The sequence below is a fragment of the Roseburia hominis A2-183 genome (assembly GCF_000225345.1).
Lineage (GTDB): Bacteria > Bacillota > Clostridia > Lachnospirales > Lachnospiraceae > Roseburia > Roseburia hominis.
Genome location: NC_015977.1, coordinates 630,001 through 646,946, shown reverse-complemented (window position 1 = coordinate 646,946; position 16,946 = coordinate 630,001). Strand labels below are relative to the sequence as shown.

Below are 16,946 nucleotides of genomic sequence, written 5' to 3'. Positions count from 1 at the left end.
CGTACTTTACTCAAATGTGATTCTTGGATCGACGAACTTATATGCAATATCGGTCAGCAGGTTTGCCACAACCATCAGAATTGCGAGGAAAATTGTCGTTGCCATAATCATCGTATAGTCACGGTTGGTAATACTTGTTACGAAAGACGATCCCAGTCCTCCGATAGTAAAAATATTCTCAACAACCATGGAACCTGTCAAAATGTATGCAACCATCGGTCCCACGTAAGTGATTACCGGAATCAGCGCATTGCGCAGTGCATGTTTGAAAATGACTTTCCAGCCCGGAACACCCTTCGCTCTCGCGGTACGGATGTAATCCTGGTTCAGGGAATCCAGCATACTGGTCTTTGTCAGACGTGTGATATACGCCATCGGATAAACACTCAGCGCGATGATCGGCAGTACATAATTCGGACTCGTGGACGACCATACCGGGAACCAGCCGAGTTTTAAGCAGAACACCAGAAGAAGCAGTGTTGCAAGCACGAAGGACGGCATCGCCGTACCAAGTGTTGTAAAAAATACGATCAGCCGGTCCGGCCAGTGATTACGCGTCAACGCCGCAATGCTTCCAAGTACAAGCCCAGCCACGATTGCCACCAATGCAGCCATGCCGCCAAGCTTTGCCGATACCTTAAAACGGGAAGAAATCTCGCCCCAGATATCACGGCCGCTATGTAAAGATACGCCCCAGTCACCATGAAGAAGATTGTTCATATAAATCACATACTGCTCCGGGATTGGTTTGTCCAGATTATATCTCTCTTCCAGGACTTTCTGTGCCTCCGCACTCGTTGCCTTTTCCTTATTGAAAGGACCGCCCGGGATAATGTTCATCACAAAGAATGTAATGGCACTGACGATCAGGATGGATACAATCGCCAGTAAAACTCGTTTTACGATATACTTTCCCACTTTTTTTCTCTCCTGCTTCTTGAAAATTCTTTCTCATTTTATCGCTCTAGCATTGCGTTCTTTTATCTGTTTGTATCTCTAATGCAATGTCACGTTAACCCGATAAAATAATATAAATGTATTATACTCGCTCACTATCATTTGTCAACTGCTAATTGTATACAAAAATACATGGATATTACCTCCTTTTTCTGTACGCCCAGTAAATACAAGTGTTTTTCCCACATAAATACTCTGTTCTTTTTTTTTAGAAATTTGTTATACTTTCTTCAATCACACTATCTCTTACAGAAAGAAGGCAGATCCATCATGATTCAAAATGATGATATTCTGAATATGAACTTTTATAAAAAGGAAAAATTTACCGGCAGTTATCAGGGAATGCGTTACCTCATCCAAAAAGATCAGGAGGAGGATGCCGAGGACGAAAATGTAAAACATGATATTTTTCGCGTCACCATCTGGCCCGGTCCTTATAATTTTGCCAGCACCGCGGACGATCTGAAAAGTTCTGCTGTCTTTCCGTTTACGCCGGAGGGCAAAGAGCAGGTGGTCGACTGGCTGAACGAACAGTGGAGTGCGCGCCGCACCGAATGGCCCGGCCGTTGAATCAGTCTCTTTCTTTATATGAGCATCTCGCTGATTCATTATCACTGCACTGTAACACAGCACCAAAAAAAAGCCACATACGAAGTATACATCTTCGTACATGGCTTTTCTTATTCTATTCCTATTCACGGAAACGCCCGTAAAACCCGAAAACTTCACGCCGTATTCTGCGCTCTGTCTCCTGCTCTACTGCGGGTAACAGGAGCTTGAAAAGGTTCAAGTCCTGTCTTCCACTTTTCTCCTGCTCTACTGCGGGTAACAGGACTTGAACCTGCACGGTCTCCCACCAGAACCTAAATCTGGCGCGTCTGCCAATTCCGCCATACCCGCTTATCAGAGAAATAACTGCTTCCCTTGGAAAGCTACCGGTATATTATAGCGTGCTGGCAGACAGATTGCAACTTCTTTTTGGATTTAAGCCTCCGGCTTCTCATAGCGTGTCCACACTTTGTCCGCGCCGCATACATTCTTCGTGCCGTCCTGCTGAACGATAATATAATCGCCCTCACCGATAAAGGTACGTCCTCTGCGGTGCTTGATGTACGGGCACACGATCGTACCGTCGGGCCGCTCAATCTTTACGAGCGAATCCGTCACGATCCATCCCTTGGTCACAACATCGGAAAACAGTTCAAAACCATCTTCCATCCCTTTTCCCACTTCGTATTTGTCTACTTCGGACTCTAACGGAATTCTTCGACTCTTCATAGGTCTCCTCCTTTTCCGGTGATGCTCCCTGCTTACCTTCCTTATATTCTGAACACTTTCGTCCGCCGCATGAAAACGCGGGCGTCCGTCCTGGCACCATATTCACTTCTGCCTTCGCCTATATTATACCATACTGTCCGAAAATTTACATGCCTTTTTTCGTACTTTCGCACTATTCCCATGAAACAACAAAAATCCCCGTGATGCCGGAATATGACATCGTGAGGATTTTCGCTCTATATGCCTGCCGTATTCCGGCAGCATTTCTTATTTCTTATTTCTTATCTCTTTATGATCTGGCGATCCGCTCCGCCTGCGCCCTTCGCACAAACCGGAATGCGCCAATGCTCTCAAGCGCCTTCGCTGTTGCAAAGAAGATGACGGAATCAATCGGCCACATAATCAGATTCTTTAATGCACGCGCCGGAAGGATCACCATGAATGCCTGTCCATATAACACGGTGAGGCACAATGTATTCAGGAACACATTGCACACCAGCATCACGATAAACTTGGTGGCAAGCACCCTCGGCAGTGTGAGTTTCTTCTTATAATACATACAGCCGTACATGACGCCTGCCAGCATCGTAACCAGTGTCAGCTGCGGACAGAACGGACCGGTCGGCTTTAAGATGTATTTAATAATATCAAGCGTTCCGGAAAAAATGCCGCCAACCGTCGGTCCAAACAGGTAGGCAATGATTCCGTTCGGGATACTCGAAAAACCGATGCGGATAAAATTGCCATATTCGATGGAGAACATGCCAAGAATAATGGCGATGGCTGCCAGCATAGCCATGGTAGTGATGGTTCTTACCGATTTTAATTCACGGTAGGAATCGGTGAACAAAGCGACGAATTTTTTCATAAAAAAATTACCTCCTTTGCAGACCTCATCATACTACAACTGGAGATAATATTCCTATCTTCGGATGCAGCGGGATGCGACTCATGCACCGCAAGAAACTCTTTTCGTCTGGCTGACAACTCCCTGTTCAGCCGGCACTTAACGCGCATGTGTCTACTCTGCGAACAATATTTACTTGCAACGGTAACAGTATAACATACCTTAGCGGTAATACAATAGGCAATTCTCACTAAGTTTTGTTCCAAAGTCACAAAAAGCGGAAAACCTTTACCGGCTTTCCGCTCTCCATTCCTTAGTGAGACACGGGGGATTCGAACCCCCGACAACCTGATTAAAAGTCAGGTGCTCTACCAACTGAGCTAGTATCCCCTATATCAGATTACAACAAAAGCAAGCTGGGCTAGCAGGATTCGAACCTGCGAATGCTGGAATCAAAATCCAGTGCCTTACCGCTTGGCGATAGCCCAACAAATAATCGTTGCACCTATCGCAACTAAGGTGGATACAGGGATTCGAACCCTGGGCCTCCAGAGCCACAATCTGGCGCGCTAACCAACTGCGCTATACCCACCATAAAATGTGCTCGAAGGGATTCGAACCCCCGACCCACGGCTTAGAAGGCCGTTGCTCTATCCAGCTGAGCTACGAACACATATGATCTTGTATAAACCTGTCAGTGCAGATTTAAAGCGGGTGATGGGAATCGAACCCACGTATCCAGCTTGGAAGGCTGGTGTTCTACCATTGAACTACACCCGCACGAAATCGGGGTGACAGGATTCGAACCTGCGACCTCCTGGTCCCAAACCAGGCGCTCTAGCCAAGCTGAGCCACACCCCGAAGGATTTTATCGCTTGCGCACTCTTCCGGCCACTGAGCTGTCCTTTTCGTGACGCAAGGATTATTATATAGGACAGCTTCTGAAAAGTCAACACTTTTTTATAAATATTTTATTTCAAAATTTGCCTTTCCGTTTTTGTCCAGATCCATCACAATGTAGGACGGTCTTCTCCCCTCCTGCCTCGGATAGGAAAGACTGCCCGGATTGAGCGCAATCACATCCCTTGTGTAATCGATCACAGGCCTGTGCGTGTGTCCGAACATCACAATATCATAGCCCTGTGCCGCCGCTTCCCGCTCAATATCGGCGATCCCCGCACTGACATAGTAATAATGTCCATGCGTGATCAATACACGGTAGCTGCCGATGCGAAGTTCTTTTTCCCGTGGAAGATTGGAAAAAAAGTCATTGTTGCCCGCAACGATCTCCAGCCGGCAGCCCGCCATCTCCGCAATACTGTCCTCATCTCCCTCCGCGTCACCCAGATGGATCAGAAGATCCATCGGCTGCTCACGCTCTAAGATAACTTTTAAATTTTCAAGTTTCCTGTGCGTATCGCTTACAACCAGTATTTTCATAGGCTAAAACCCGTACTCATGCAGCAGCTTCTTCATGGAACGAAGTGCTTTTCCTCTGTGGCTGATCTCATTCTTCTGCTCTTCTGTCAGCTCCGCCGTCGAGCAGTGATACTCATCCACATAGAAGATCGGATCATATCCAAATCCATTCTCCCCTGCCGGACATTCCCCGATATATCCCTCGATCGTCTCCCGTGTCACAAGTGTCTTCCCGTCCGGAAGCACTGCTGCAATCGCACAGACAAACCGCGCCGTGCGCTGCTCCTTCGGCACGCCCTTCAAACGGTCGAGAATCGCCTGATTCTTAATATCATAGGAGGTATCCTCGCCCAGATACCGCGCCGAATATACGCCCGGCTCCTTGTTTAAATAATCTACCTCCAGACCGGAATCGTCAGCCAGCACAATATCCTTCGTACAGGCAGCTACTGCCTTCGCCTTGATCTGCGCATTCTCCTCGAACGTCGTGCCGTTCTCCTCAATATCCAGGGAAATACCTGCTTCCTTCATGGAGCAGATCTCCATATCCATATCCGCCATAATCTCGCGGATTTCTCTCATTTTTCCGGCATTGCCGGTGGCAAAAATTATTCTCATGGCTTTGTCCTCTTTTTAGTATCCTTCTTCAAATGCGCGAAGCACTGCCTGATAGACGCCCTCTGCCGTCTCCATCTGATATGCATCAGAATTCAGCTTTTCCAATTCATCTTTGTTCGTCATAAATCCGACTTCAATCAGTGCAACCGGCACCTCACTGGTTCTAATGATATAAATACTGTCGCCTTCCACCAGTCCCTTGTCACGGCTTCCAATCCTGCCTGTGACTTCCTCCAGACAGATCTGCGCGAACTGGCGGCTCGCCTCCGACGTCTCGTCGTACATCACCTGCGTACCGCTGGTACCTGACATGCGTCCGCTTCTCGTCGAGTTATTATGTATACTGATGAAAAGATCCGCGTCAGACTTGTTGGCAAGCTGCACTCTCTGGTCAAACGTCGGATTGCTGTCATCCGTCCTGGTGTAATACACACCGATGTTCTCATCGCTGTTGTCAAAAATCTCCTTCAGCTTCAGCACGATCGCCAGGTCAATGTCCTTCTCGTTGATTCCCTGCTTGTTCGCACCGACGGCTCTTCCTCCGTGCCCCGCATCGATTACGACTACTTTATCATAGACTTCATGAGGTGTCAAAAAAATTAAAATAAAAAGTCTGAGTGTCATATTCCGTCTGCAGTTCATATACCTTGTTGGTCGTGACCTCTATCACGCCCGTCTCCCCCTGCCTGGTGTAGGAGAGGCCGTCAATATAGTCGCTGTTCCCCAGAACCGGGTAGCTGTCAAAATACGTGCGGTCCGCCTGCGGAATTTCCACCCGGATGGTCTGGGTCACATAATCGCTGCTGACAGCAATCTGATCCCCGGTCACACCCTCCGGCAGGCGAATACTCAATTCTCCCTTTGCCCCCGCCGCTTCATTCTGCTCTTTGATCTTTAAGTTCTGCATCGTGACCTGACTCTGGGCGAACTCTTCCTCAGCAATGCGTTCCTCTCTCGCCTCCGCCTCCCACGTGTGAAGCGCCGGAAGCTTTGGCAGAAGCACAAAAGATACAGCTGTCAGAATCATGAGAAAGACAGCCGACAGTCTCAATGCTTTTTCTTCCATAACCGTATATTCCTTTATCGATTCTTACTGAATGCCTTAATACAGAGATTACATTCCTCCACCGTATCCACGCTGTCCCATCTGGCGCCGTTGGTACTGATATAACTCTCGCCATCGTCCAGAATCACATCCGCAGTCGCCTCGTCGGCAGCGTATTCGATTGCCATCGGATGCACCGACCCCGGCGTAATCATGTGAAGCACAATCGCATAACGCTCCCCCGCATCCAGTGAAATTGCCTGATTAAAATCAACCGTATAATAGCCCGCGTTGGAGAGTTTGCCGGACGCCACCGGAATCCGCTGCGTCAGCGAACCGGCATCCTCAAAGTTCCTTACAACGTACAGCTCGTACTGGGAGTCTTTTCCTATCGCGTAAAAACCGGCTGCCACCAGTTCCTCTTCCTGTGACGTCGTGTAGACATTGGCGCCGTAGGCGCTGTCCTTGTTATAGCCAAGCTGTCCGACCCAGCCGCACAGATCGCTCTGATAGATATGGTCATAGTTGCCCGGCTCTTCGATCTTTGTATACACAACGTTGTGGGTGCCTATATTCGTATCATAATACGATATGTAAAACACCCCGTCCTCGCCGAACGTATCTCCCCAGCTGTTCTGGCAGATAAATGCGCCGTCTCCCTCGAGATCCACATTAAAATTCTCCTTGGAATAACTGTCGTCCCAGCCGATAATCACAACGTCGTGATTCGGCTTCTCTGTACCGATGTAGCAGTAGGAATTTGTCTTCTGATTGTAATACGGAGACTTTGACTGCGAGCTGCGCAGCCCGTTATAGATCGACGTCTGCACTCCGCCGTATAAAAAGACCGACTCCTTGATCTTCTCATAATCTTTTCCGTCGATGATCTGCATTTCCTGCACATGCTTGACCGCTGTAAGATCCGGATTCGTTTTATTGTCCCCGTAAGGGTCATCCGCTTCGTATACAGGTCCTTCCCATGCCGCCAGATAAGCCATTCCCATGGTATATTCCCCGCCGTCATCCTGCGTCAGTGTAAATCCATTGTTCATCGTCATATGGTCGACCGAAAACTGCAGTTTCTCTTCCGGCAGCAACGACGACTCCAGTGCCCCCAGCGCGGCAAACGCCCAGCAGGTGCCGAAAGTTCCCTGATTGCGCACTGCTGCCGCCCGTCCCTTCTCCCTCAGATCATAGCGGGTCGGTATGATTGTCGCACTGTCCGACGTGTCCATCGCCGACGCCTGATTCTCCTGTATATCCCAGGAATAGGAATAATCCAGATAATTCGCCAGATCATTCAGGCTTACATAGTAGGTATCGTCCTTGCGGATAAACGGCGACACGATCACCTCACGGGTTCCGTTGACTTTCGCCTCCGAGGCGCCCAGTGAAAACTCCACCTCATTCGCATGCTTCTCCACAAGGAGCCGCTTTCCGTCATACACATGCGCGCTGCAGTTGAGTGCATCGCGCAGAATGTTCACCGGAACCATGATATTCAGCTGGTCATCCATATAAAACGTATGGTTCTCGTTGGTGTATTCCTTGTTATCGATCACCAGCGACAACAGATTATCATTTACGCTGGATGCGATCAACGGGTTCCAGGTTGCCGCCTGCAGATTGGCTCCGCGGAAATTTTCCACCGTTCCGCTCCCCGATGCCCCCGGTTCTAATTTAAAAATCAGCATGGCGGCTACCAGCACGCCAAACACGATATATCTTTTTGAATATTTCATTCATCCCCTCCGGCGGTATCCCTTACGCTCCGCCTTGGTGGCTTCGGCCCCATAAACTGGTAAAAATAGGTGCGAAGCATTCCATTGTAGATCTTGCGGTTCTTGTCCGCTTTTCTGCCGATATAGCGCTCCGCTTCATCATAACTCGTAATCAGATACATCGACCAGGAATCGAGTCCCCGGAATGCCGCCCCGATCTCCCCGTACAGCTTCGGCAGATCCGCCTTGTCCTCGAGGCGCTCGCCGTACGGCGGATTCGTCACGATAAAGCCGTATTTCTTCGGGTGGTGGAGTTCCGCTACCGGGCGCTGCTGAAAATGAATCAGGTGATCCACGCCGGCGCGTTTTGCATTCTCCCTGGCTGCCTTTATGACGTCCCCGTCAATATCATAGCCCTGTATGTCGACCTTCACATCCGTGTGGATCATCTCCTCGGCTTCCTTTACGCACTCGTACCACAGCTTGCGGTCAATCAGGTTCGTCCATTGCTCCGCCGTGAACTCACGGTTCATTCCGGGCGCAATACCGGCAGCAATCATCGCCGCCTCTATCGGGAACGTACCGCTGCCGCAGAACGGATCCACCAGAATCCGGTCCGGTCTCCACGGCGTCAACAGCAGCAGGGAAGCTGCCAGCGTCTCGGTCAGAGGCGCCTTGCTCGTCAATGTGCGGTATCCGCGCTTGTGCAGGGAGTCCCCGGACGTATCCAGCGTCACCATAACCTCATCCTTCAGCAGAAAGATGCGCACCGGATACGGCGCCCCGTCCTCCGCGAACCATTCCACATCATAGTGCTGCTTCATGCGCTCCACCATCGCCTTCTTCGCGATCGACTGAATATCAGACGGAGAAAACAGCTTGCTCTTGATAGAAGACGCCTTTTTTACCCAGAACTTTCCGTTCACAGGGATATAGTCCTCCCACGGAAGCGCCTTGATTCCCTGAAATAATTCCTCAAAGGTCGTTGCGCGGAATCTGCCCACTTCGATCAGCACGCGTTCTGCCGTGCGCAGAAAGATATTGGCACGGCAGACAGCTTCCGCATCCCCCTGAAATGAGACTCTGCCATCCTCCACCCGGCTGATCTCATATCCCAGGTCATAGATTTCTCTCTTAAGTACCGCTTCCAGTCCAAAATGACATGGAACCACCAGTTCATATGTCTTCATGTATTCTCCTCTGTATCATATGTCTAATTTCCTAATAATATATTATCCATTCTAATTTTCCCTGTCAATCACTTGTTCGCATTGCCTCAATGCCGCCAACCACGGTATATACCTCATACCCCTCCCTGCCGAGCTTTCTCGCCGCCAGAAGACTGGTGCTTCCATAATCGCAGTAGAGCACCAGCGGTCTGTTCTTCGGCAGACGGTGCATCCACTGATCGATCTTTTCATACGGAAGATTTCTGGCGTTCGGATAATGGTATTCCCGATAAGAATCCGCCTCCCGCACATCAATCAGAATTCCGTGCTTTCTTCTCATAATATCTTCCAATTCCCTTGGATGTATCGTATAAAACGTCATGCCCGCGTATCCTCCTTTTCCGCCATATGCTCCTGTAATCGCAAAAACAGATTACAAAGAGGTTCTCTGTAATCTGTTTCTGTCAATCTTATTCTATCCTATGCGCTTTTTCTCTGCCTGTGCCAGTCTACTGCTGATACTTGTCAGAGGTCTTGTTGGAACCGGACACGTTGGATGTCTTGTTGGTTGACTTGTTGGTCGACTTATTCTTTGCGCTGTTGGAACCGCTTCCCGCGTTGTTCTCGTAGCTGTTCTCATAACCGTCTCTGCAATTAGAAGTCGAATTCTGTGTACTTTCGTTTTTTGCCATGTTGCCCTCCATCCCGGCACGTGCTCGTGCCGAATCTTTTTATTTGCTTACTGCATGGTTAGTATCTGATGTTCCCCGGAAAATATACATGGCTTTTGTGGTTTTGCATTGCTTTTTCAAAAAGAATGTTCTATACTAATGCTGTGATATGTAAAACATATCATTTTATACCCCTTATTAATTATTTATACTCCCCTCAGAAAAAGCCAAGTGCATCGCACCTGGCTTTTTCTATCTTATCACAGTTCATATCTTATCACAGTTCATAATATTCGAGATTGTCGGTAAGCTCCTGCGTGATCCTGCCTCCGGCTTTCTGATACTTGTCATAGACTCCCTGGATACGCTGCACGGTCTTCGCGTTCAAAAGATCGAGGCGGTGCAGAGCGCTCTCATACATCGGATTCCCCTTTAACTCCTCCCGGATCGGCTTTGCGAACGGGCAATAGGTAATCAGGATCTCTCTTGCGATCTTGTTGAGGCGGTAGCTTCCCTTCGACTCATACTTCATCCAGTTCTGGTAATCCTTGACGAAGACCTCACGGTAATTATTTCTTCCACGCAAGAGCGCACTCTTGATCTTCTCCTTCGCCTCGGCGGAAAGTTCGCGGTTCTTCCGGTAGAACTGCAGATAATCGCAATACTCCGCCGTCAGGGACTTCTCACGGATATCGTTCCAGTGTACACCCTGAATCTTCCTGCAGATCTCCCAGCGGTATCTTCCGACCGTATCGACCATCATATCGTCAATATCGACCGCTGTAAAAATCGGGAACAGGAAACGCGCCGAGGTATCTCTTCGCACGCCTGCTGTCTCCTGCCACATCATCGAGCGTGTTCCTGCATTCGGCATCAGAATGATGTCCGGCATGATCTCCTTCATAATCATCTCGCGGTTGATGCCCTTGTCCGGATCCGAGAACTGCACTTCACGATAGAACGCGGAGAAATCGATGTCGCGGATCTTGTGCAGTGACTCGTCCAGCTTCTGCGCCGTCACGAGCATCTTTTCAATGGAGTTGATCAGATCATACTCCCCTAAAATCGGGCAGAACGTGGACAGCTTGCCATAGGTCGCACGGTTTCCGGACGTGAACATGTTCTGAATCTCAAACTTGACTTTGAGCTCCCGGTTGGACATAAAATGCTTCTGCTGCTCTGTCGTAATCTTGCCGGTCTTGCGCATCTCTGCAAGATATGCCGGATAATCCATATCGAACTCATTTTTCGACGGCTCGTTTCTTCCGTCATAAACACTGCGCAGCCATTCAAAAATCGTGTATACATGGTCAGATTTGCAGACATCCAGATGCTCCGTGAGATCGAACAGAATATTGGCATTCTCCTCGCCGGCCATCTGCACATCCATAAATCCGAAATTCAAAAACATTTCCACAATCGGGGTAAGCTCTTTTTCCCCCTTTACGGTATGCATAAACGCTTTTAAGTAGGTATCGTAGAAAATCTGTGTGATCCGCTTGCGGATTGCAAACGTCTGCGCGTCCGTGGAAAACATATCCGGCAGATCCCGGTACTTCTGCACAAGCTCCTGCATCTCCTCAATGACGCTCTGCTCGGTATCCGCATAGGTCAGGATATGAACCAGGCAGTCTTCACTGCGCTCTTCCTGCGGTTCTTCCTCCTCGCCATCCTGTGCCTGCGGCGTCTCATACGCTGCACCTTCTGTCTCGAAATGGTATCCACGGTATTCTTCCATCCGCATGTCGACCAGCTTTCCGCTGTAGATGCCAAGCTTTTTGATTACCTCGGCAATCCGGTCCATCTCATTTAAAAGCGGCTTTACATCATAATTTTTCTTCTGCGCCTGAATCGCCAGAGCAAAGAACAGGTTAAAAAGATCGTTTTTCGATTCCGCCAGAAGAATATCCTGATTGTAGCGGAGATATTCCACCATCTCAATGATTCCCTGCGTCACACGCCTGGTCTGATAACTGGCTTCCATGATCGCCCCGATGCAGAGATTATCGTCCCGCTGCATCAGATGCACATACTCCTCTAAATAACTTCCGGTCAGGCTGGCACTGTTGCCTATCTCCCAGTTCTCCGCCCGGTGCACCATCTCCAACGGCTTGAAATTGTCCATGCGCGTAAAACTCTGCTCGTCCAGATGGTACTGTGCGCAGAGATTCTCATACTGGCTGTACTCATTCTCGGCAAAGGAGTGAAACTGCCTTACCAGATTGGTAAAACCGGCATAGGTTCTAAGAAGCATCTGCCGCTGTCCGAGTGCTGCCCGAAGCAGAATACTGCGCATGCTCTCCTGCCCGTGAATCGCCTCCTTTAAATCCTCCGCCGATTCACAATTGAACACCGCCAGCACGGAATCCTCGGTCGCAACATAATCACACAGATATCTGTCGCCCTCAGAAATTCCAATCACCGCATTTTTTCCAAGAACAATCTTGGCGTAGGAATTGCACTGAATGACAGTACCCTCCTGCACGATATACCATTTTTTTACTTTCTCTTTCTGCTTGGCAATTATCTGGTTCTTCTGTACCTTTACTGTCGTCATCGTCTCTCTGTCCCCTGCCTGCGCACATGACCGTGTGTCTACTGCCCCTTCGCGCGTCCTTTACTTATTATTAACAATTCCGTAAGCAGCTCGTCCGCTGCCTCCTCTTTACTCATCCGTGCCAGTTCCCGCTCGCCGTCCTCTGTGATCAGTGTCAGCACGTTCGTATCGGTTCCGAAACCGGCGCCTTCCACCTTCAGATTATTGGCTGCGATCAGATCCACATTCTTTTTGCGAAGCTTTTTTCTTGAATTCTCAAGCATGTGCTCCGTCTCCATGGAAAACCCGCACAGTATCGTCTTTCCTTTGTCCGCCCCTAGAGCTGCCAGTATATCCTGTGTGCGTTCCAGTTCGATCGAAGCTTCCCGATCGGACTTCTTGATCTTCTCCTCCGCCACAGATGCCGGTCTGTAATCCGCCACCGCTGCCGCCTTGACAATAATATCCTGCTCCTTTGCACGGCTCATGACCGCGTCATACATCTGTGCCGCCGTCACAACCGGAACAACATTCACAAACCGCGGCGGCTCGCACGCTGTCGGTCCGGTCACAAGTGTCACATCCGCCCCTCGGTACATGGCGCGTCTCGCAATCGCATATCCCATCTTCCCTGTGGAGTGATTGGTAATATAGCGCACCGGGTCAATCGCTTCCTGTGTCGGACCTGCAGTGACAAGAATTTTTAATCCTGCCATGTCCTTTGGCGCAGCAAGTTCTCTTAAGACATACTCGGCCAGCTCTTCCTCGGACGGCAGTTTGCCGTCTCCCGTATCGCCGTTCGCCAGCATCCCCCGCACCGGTTCAATCATCTCATAGCCGTAATGCTCCAGCTTGCGGATATTGTCCTGCACAATCGGATTGTGGTACATATTATGGTTCATTGCCGGGGCGATCAGGCACTTGCAGGTACACGCCATCACCGTCGTTGTGAGCATGTCGTCTGCAATTCCGTTCGCAATCTTGCCGATCACGTTTGCTGTAGCCGGTGCAATCAGCACCAGATCCGCCTGTTTCGCAAGCGCCACATGCTCCACCGAGAACTCAAAATTCCGGTCGAACGTGTCAATCAGACACTTGTTCGCCGTCAGCGTCTCAAACGTCGTCGCTGTGATAAAATTCGTGGCATTCTGCGTCATCAGAACATGTACGTTGCACCCAAGCTTCTTCAACATGCGCGCTACATTCGGCATCTTATAAGCGGCAATTCCTCCCGTCACACAAAGGAGTACGGTTTTCCCGCTCAAAAGTCCCCTTGGCTTTTCGCTCTGCTTATTCATTTTTTCCTCCTGCTCTCGTTCACTTATCCCATGATACGATGCTAAAATTCCATTTTTATTCTATACTCTTTTCCCTCTCTGTGCAATGCCTTTCTGCCTGCGCGCCCAACTTTCACCGCTAAATGTAACGCGGCATTTCCTGAAAAAAGAATCCTATTACATAAAAAACGCACAGACCGTGTCACGTGACACAACCTGTGCGCAAATAAATATGTTCCCTATACAACCGCCCGGATGTAATGCTTTACCTCGCGCAGCTTTTTCACAAACTGGTTGTCCAGCTCATAGAATCCAAGGCCAAGCGGAACCGTAACCAGAATGTTAAACGGGACAGCAATATACCATGCCGTCTGCATGATCGCGCCGCCCAGTTCAAAGTGATAGTATACCATCTGAATCAGGAAGATATGATAGGAAGCTTTTCCAATCTGTGTGAGCAGTCTCCCCGCAAATCCCGGAATCGTACAGTGATAAAATTTCCGGAACAATAAAATAACGATCGGGAAAATATAGAACGCAACCGGCATCGCTGTCGTCTTCCAGTAGCCAAACAACTCGAAATCCTTGTCGAATCCGAAAACTGCAATCAGATATGCCAGTCCTGCCAGAAACATCATCCACATCTGATACGGCTTTACCCTCTGCTCCGGATGCAGATACAGATAACAGCCAAACGCGATTAAGAGCAGGTATCTTCCGATGCTCAGGCGGTAATAATATTTATCCATATCAAACACGATGACGCACACCTCAAACGCGAGATTGGCGAGCGCTGCCACAGCAAGTCCAAGCTTAGCATTGTATGCGATCATCACATAAATCAACGGAAAAATAACAAGCAGCTGCAGCATGATCGGTACATAATAGCTTCCAGGTCCGTATGCGCCAAGCACAAAAATACGGAACAACGGTATATTTTTATCCTGCGCTGCCAGCAACAGAATCTCAAGCAGACAAATGGCAAAAAACGGCAGCAAAAAGCGGATCAGCTTTGGTTTCATCATATTCCAGCCATACATTTTCTCCAGATTTCCGTCTGCTTTTTTGCGGTTTGACATTGCAAAATTATAACCGCTCACAATCATAAATACCGGCACTGCCATGTTGATCAGCATCGTAAAAAAAGGAGATGTCTTATCCTCCCATCCATAGTGCGTAATGATTACCATAATGACACAGACTGCCTTGAGATAATCCAGAAATTCGATTCTCTGTTTCTTTCCCTCTTGCATTTCTAATCCTCATTCCTCTTTTTATACACAATCCTGATGTCCTCTTTTTGACACCAATTCTGTATATTACGCACTTTTTGCATGATTTTCAATAGTAATTGTGGCTAAATTTGGGCTTCAATCGAGGGATTTATAAAGCATTTCTACGATATGATTTTCAGATAAATCAAAAGATATATACTATAGAGGAAAAAAAGACCCGGAAGATGATCTTCCGGGCTTTCCTACGTGCGCGAGAGGATTCGAACCCCCGACACCTTGGTCCGTAGCCAAGTGCTCTATCCAGCTGAGCTACGCACACATATTCTTTTTTACATATCTATTATAGCACTCTTGTCAAGTAGCTGGATATGAATGCCGGCGACCGGAATCGAACCGGTACTGTGTCACCACAACAGGATTTTAAGTCCTGCGCGTCTGCCAGTTCCGCCACGCCGGCATTACTGTAACAGTTGTTACAGAAGTGGGACCTATAGGGCTCGAACCTATGACCCTCTGCTTGTAAGGCAGATGCTCTCCCAGCTGAGCTAAGATCCCATATGAAATTATCATAAGAACAATTTTGCTCTCATGAGCGACCCAAGCGGGACTCGAACCCGCGACCTCCGCCGTGACAGGGCGGCGCTCTAACCAACTGAGCCATTAGGCCAGACATCTTACAAACGCTTTTGTGACAAGTGGACCATCGGGGACTCGAACCCAGGACCGACCGGTTATGAGCCGGTTGCTCTAACCAACTGAGCTAATGGTCCAAGTAGATTACTTCTATAAGCCGATGATCGGACTCGAACCGATAACCTGCTGATTACAAATCAGCTGCTCTGCCAATTGAGCCACATCGGCATATTTACCTCAGCTGATTACAGCCAGCCAAAAGCTAGTGACTCCAACGGGAATCGAACCCGTGTTACCGCCGTGAAAGGGCGATGTCTTAACCGCTTGACCATGGAGCCAGGTAGTTTTACAAATACACTTCTACAGTCAAAAAAAACTCCCCGAGTAGGACTCGAACCTACGACAGCGCGGTTAACAGCCGCGTGCTCTACCGACTGAGCTATCGAGGAATATTAGCTGATACACAGCTTCCGGTAAAACCTATCATAAATAAGTTGTACCTTCAAAACTTCACACAGAATCCATCCATCAAACCTGCAAACATTATTCGTTATATTTGGTCAAGCCCTCGATCGATTAGTAACAGTCAGCTCCACACGTTACCGTGCTTCCACCTCTGCCCTATCTACCTTGTAGTCTTCAAGGGATCTTACTCACTTATGTGAGGGATATCTCATCTTGAGGGGGGCTTCACGCTTAGATGCCTTCAGCGTTTATCCCTTCCGGACTTGGCTACTCTGCCATGCCGTTGGTCGACAGCAGATACACCAGTGGTCCGTCCATCCCGGTCCTCTCGTACTAAGGACAGCTCCTCTCAAATATCCTCCGCCCGCGCCGGATAGGGACCGAACTGTCTCACGACGTTCTGAACCCAGCTCGCGTACCGCTTTAATGGGCGAACAGCCCAACCCTTGGGACCTGCTACAGCCCCAGGATGCGATGAGCCGACATCGAGGTGCCAAACCACTCCGTCGATGTGAACTCTTGGGAGTGATAAGCCTGTTATCCCCAGGGTAGCTTTTATCCGTTGAGCGATGGCAATCCCACTTTATGCCACCGGATCACTAAGTCCTAGTTTCCTACCTGCTCCACCCGTCGGTGTCGCAGTCAAGCTCCCTTCTGCCTTTGCACTCTTCAAATGGTTTCCAACCATTCTGAGGGAACCTTTGAGCGCCTCCGATACCCTTTCGGAGGCGACCGCCCCAGTCAAACTCCCCGCCTGGCATTGTCCCACCGCCGGATCACGGCGGCTGGTTAGAAATCCAATACTGCAAGGGTGGTATCCCAACAGCGACTCCCTTGAAACTGGCGTCCCAAGTTCTTAGTCTCCCACCTATCCTGTACATGCAGTACCGAATCCCAGTACCAAACTGGAGTAAAGCTCCATGGGGTCTTTCCGTCCTGGCGCGGGTAACCAGCATCTTCACTGGTACTTCAATTTCACCGGATGCATTGTCGAGACAGTGCTCAAATCATTACGCCTTTCGTGCGGGTCGGAACTTACCCGACAAGGAATTTCGCTACCTTAGGACCGTTATAG

At 49.1% G+C, this 16,946-nt stretch carries 15 protein-coding genes, 15 tRNA genes, 1 rRNA gene and 1 riboswitch (1 of these 32 running past the window's edge); of the genes, 1 reads left to right on the top strand and 30 read right to left on the bottom strand.

The genetic code is table 11. The annotated features are described in order from the left end of the window. Nucleotides 1-6 precede the first annotated feature (6 nt). Nucleotides 7-918, bottom strand: a complete 912-nt coding sequence (locus RHOM_RS02965; protein ID WP_014078762.1) for an ABC transporter permease — start codon at nucleotides 916-918, stop codon at nucleotides 7-9. A 309-nt stretch (nucleotides 919-1,227) separates the two neighbouring features. On the opposite strand from RHOM_RS02965, the gene RHOM_RS02960 reads away from it, so the two are divergent. Continuing rightward, nucleotides 1,228-1,527, top strand: coding sequence for a hypothetical protein (locus tag RHOM_RS02960; RefSeq protein WP_014078761.1), 300 nt, complete (start codon nucleotides 1,228-1,230; stop codon nucleotides 1,525-1,527). A gap of 250 nt (nucleotides 1,528-1,777) precedes the next feature. Here RHOM_RS02960 and RHOM_RS02955 read toward each other — a convergent pair. The 29 genes from RHOM_RS02955 to RHOM_RS02820 form a co-directional block, all read right to left on the bottom strand. Then, a tRNA-Leu gene (locus RHOM_RS02955) sits at nucleotides 1,778-1,857 on the bottom strand. An 84-nt stretch (nucleotides 1,858-1,941) separates the two neighbouring features. Next, a complete protein-coding gene (locus RHOM_RS02950) occupies nucleotides 1,942-2,235 on the bottom strand; it encodes a hypothetical protein (RefSeq protein WP_014078760.1) in 294 nt (97 codons plus the stop codon). 289 nt (nucleotides 2,236-2,524) lie between these two features. Continuing rightward, the gene (locus RHOM_RS02945; RefSeq protein ID WP_014078759.1) at nucleotides 2,525-3,103 is read right to left on the bottom strand and encodes a folate family ECF transporter S component; all 579 of its coding nucleotides are present in this window, start codon (nucleotides 3,101-3,103) and stop codon (nucleotides 2,525-2,527) included. Nucleotides 3,104-3,168: 65 nt separating this feature from the next. Next, nucleotides 3,169-3,266, bottom strand: a riboswitch (THF riboswitch). A 133-nt stretch (nucleotides 3,267-3,399) separates the two neighbouring features. Beyond that, a tRNA-Lys gene (locus RHOM_RS02940) sits at nucleotides 3,400-3,472 on the bottom strand. Nucleotides 3,473-3,498: 26 nt separating this feature from the next. Beyond that, nucleotides 3,499-3,570, bottom strand: a tRNA-Gln gene (locus RHOM_RS02935). Nucleotides 3,571-3,600: 30 nt separating this feature from the next. After that, a tRNA-His gene (locus RHOM_RS02930) sits at nucleotides 3,601-3,674 on the bottom strand. 7 nt (nucleotides 3,675-3,681) lie between these two features. Then, nucleotides 3,682-3,755: transfer RNA gene (locus RHOM_RS02925), tRNA-Arg, on the bottom strand. A gap of 36 nt (nucleotides 3,756-3,791) precedes the next feature. After that, nucleotides 3,792-3,862: transfer RNA gene (locus tag RHOM_RS02920), tRNA-Gly, on the bottom strand. Nucleotides 3,863-3,868: 6 nt separating this feature from the next. After that, nucleotides 3,869-3,943 (bottom strand) — tRNA-Pro (locus RHOM_RS02915). A gap of 99 nt (nucleotides 3,944-4,042) precedes the next feature. Further along, complete coding sequence (locus tag RHOM_RS02910) at nucleotides 4,043-4,522, bottom strand: metallophosphoesterase family protein (RefSeq protein ID WP_014078758.1); 480 nt, start codon at nucleotides 4,520-4,522, stop codon at nucleotides 4,043-4,045. A 3-nt stretch (nucleotides 4,523-4,525) separates the two neighbouring features. Beyond that, nucleotides 4,526-5,119 (bottom strand): XTP/dITP diphosphatase, encoded by a 594-nt coding sequence (locus RHOM_RS02905; protein WP_014078757.1) that lies wholly within the window; start codon nucleotides 5,117-5,119, stop codon nucleotides 4,526-4,528. Between the two features lie 15 nt (nucleotides 5,120-5,134). Then, the gene (locus tag RHOM_RS17890) at nucleotides 5,135-5,743 is read right to left on the bottom strand and encodes an N-acetylmuramoyl-L-alanine amidase family protein (RefSeq protein ID WP_014078756.1); all 609 of its coding nucleotides are present in this window, start codon (nucleotides 5,741-5,743) and stop codon (nucleotides 5,135-5,137) included. Next, complete coding sequence (locus RHOM_RS17885; RefSeq protein WP_014078755.1) at nucleotides 5,700-6,185, bottom strand: hypothetical protein; 486 nt, start codon at nucleotides 6,183-6,185, stop codon at nucleotides 5,700-5,702. Before RHOM_RS17885 ends, RHOM_RS17890 begins: the two co-directional genes overlap by 44 nt. Nucleotides 6,186-6,199: 14 nt before the next feature. Further along, nucleotides 6,200-7,906 (bottom strand): lectin like domain-containing protein, encoded by a 1,707-nt coding sequence (locus RHOM_RS02895; protein WP_014078754.1) that lies wholly within the window; start codon nucleotides 7,904-7,906, stop codon nucleotides 6,200-6,202. Continuing rightward, complete coding sequence (locus tag RHOM_RS02890; protein WP_014078753.1) at nucleotides 7,903-9,075, bottom strand: THUMP domain-containing class I SAM-dependent RNA methyltransferase; 1,173 nt, start codon at nucleotides 9,073-9,075, stop codon at nucleotides 7,903-7,905. The genes RHOM_RS02895 and RHOM_RS02890 overlap by 4 nt, the downstream gene beginning before the upstream one ends. A 64-nt stretch (nucleotides 9,076-9,139) precedes the next feature. Next, nucleotides 9,140-9,436: a rhodanese-like domain-containing protein gene (locus RHOM_RS02885; RefSeq protein WP_014078752.1), complete on the bottom strand. Its 297-nt coding sequence runs from the start codon at nucleotides 9,434-9,436 to the stop codon at nucleotides 9,140-9,142. A gap of 127 nt (nucleotides 9,437-9,563) precedes the next feature. Continuing rightward, a complete protein-coding gene (locus tag RHOM_RS02880; protein ID WP_014078751.1) occupies nucleotides 9,564-9,746 on the bottom strand; it encodes a hypothetical protein in 183 nt (60 codons plus the stop codon). A gap of 256 nt (nucleotides 9,747-10,002) precedes the next feature. Further along, nucleotides 10,003-12,282, bottom strand: a complete 2,280-nt coding sequence (locus tag RHOM_RS02875; protein WP_014078750.1) for a cyclic nucleotide-binding domain-containing protein — start codon at nucleotides 12,280-12,282, stop codon at nucleotides 10,003-10,005. Between the two features lie 38 nt (nucleotides 12,283-12,320). After that, nucleotides 12,321-13,559 (bottom strand): bifunctional phosphopantothenoylcysteine decarboxylase/phosphopantothenate--cysteine ligase CoaBC, encoded by a 1,239-nt coding sequence (gene coaBC / locus RHOM_RS02870; protein ID WP_014078749.1) that lies wholly within the window; start codon nucleotides 13,557-13,559, stop codon nucleotides 12,321-12,323. A gap of 218 nt (nucleotides 13,560-13,777) precedes the next feature. After that, nucleotides 13,778-14,791, bottom strand: a complete 1,014-nt coding sequence (locus RHOM_RS02865) for an acyltransferase family protein (RefSeq protein WP_014078748.1) — start codon at nucleotides 14,789-14,791, stop codon at nucleotides 13,778-13,780. 227 nt (nucleotides 14,792-15,018) lie between these two features. Continuing rightward, nucleotides 15,019-15,092: transfer RNA gene (locus RHOM_RS02860), tRNA-Arg, on the bottom strand. A gap of 54 nt (nucleotides 15,093-15,146) precedes the next feature. Then, a tRNA-Leu gene (locus tag RHOM_RS02855) sits at nucleotides 15,147-15,230 on the bottom strand. Between the two features lie 25 nt (nucleotides 15,231-15,255). Next, nucleotides 15,256-15,328 (bottom strand) — tRNA-Val (locus RHOM_RS02850). Between the two features lie 38 nt (nucleotides 15,329-15,366). Further along, nucleotides 15,367-15,440: transfer RNA gene (locus RHOM_RS02845), tRNA-Asp, on the bottom strand. 29 nt (nucleotides 15,441-15,469) lie between these two features. Beyond that, nucleotides 15,470-15,543, bottom strand: a tRNA-Ile gene (locus RHOM_RS02840). Between the two features lie 18 nt (nucleotides 15,544-15,561). Continuing rightward, nucleotides 15,562-15,634, bottom strand: a tRNA-Thr gene (locus tag RHOM_RS02835). Nucleotides 15,635-15,672: 38 nt separating this feature from the next. Further along, nucleotides 15,673-15,744, bottom strand: a tRNA-Glu gene (locus RHOM_RS02830). A 38-nt stretch (nucleotides 15,745-15,782) separates the two neighbouring features. Further along, nucleotides 15,783-15,855 (bottom strand) — tRNA-Asn (locus tag RHOM_RS02825). 107 nt (nucleotides 15,856-15,962) lie between these two features. Next, nucleotides 15,963-16,946: ribosomal RNA gene (locus RHOM_RS02820) — 23S ribosomal RNA — on the bottom strand; it runs 1,905 nt beyond the window's last position.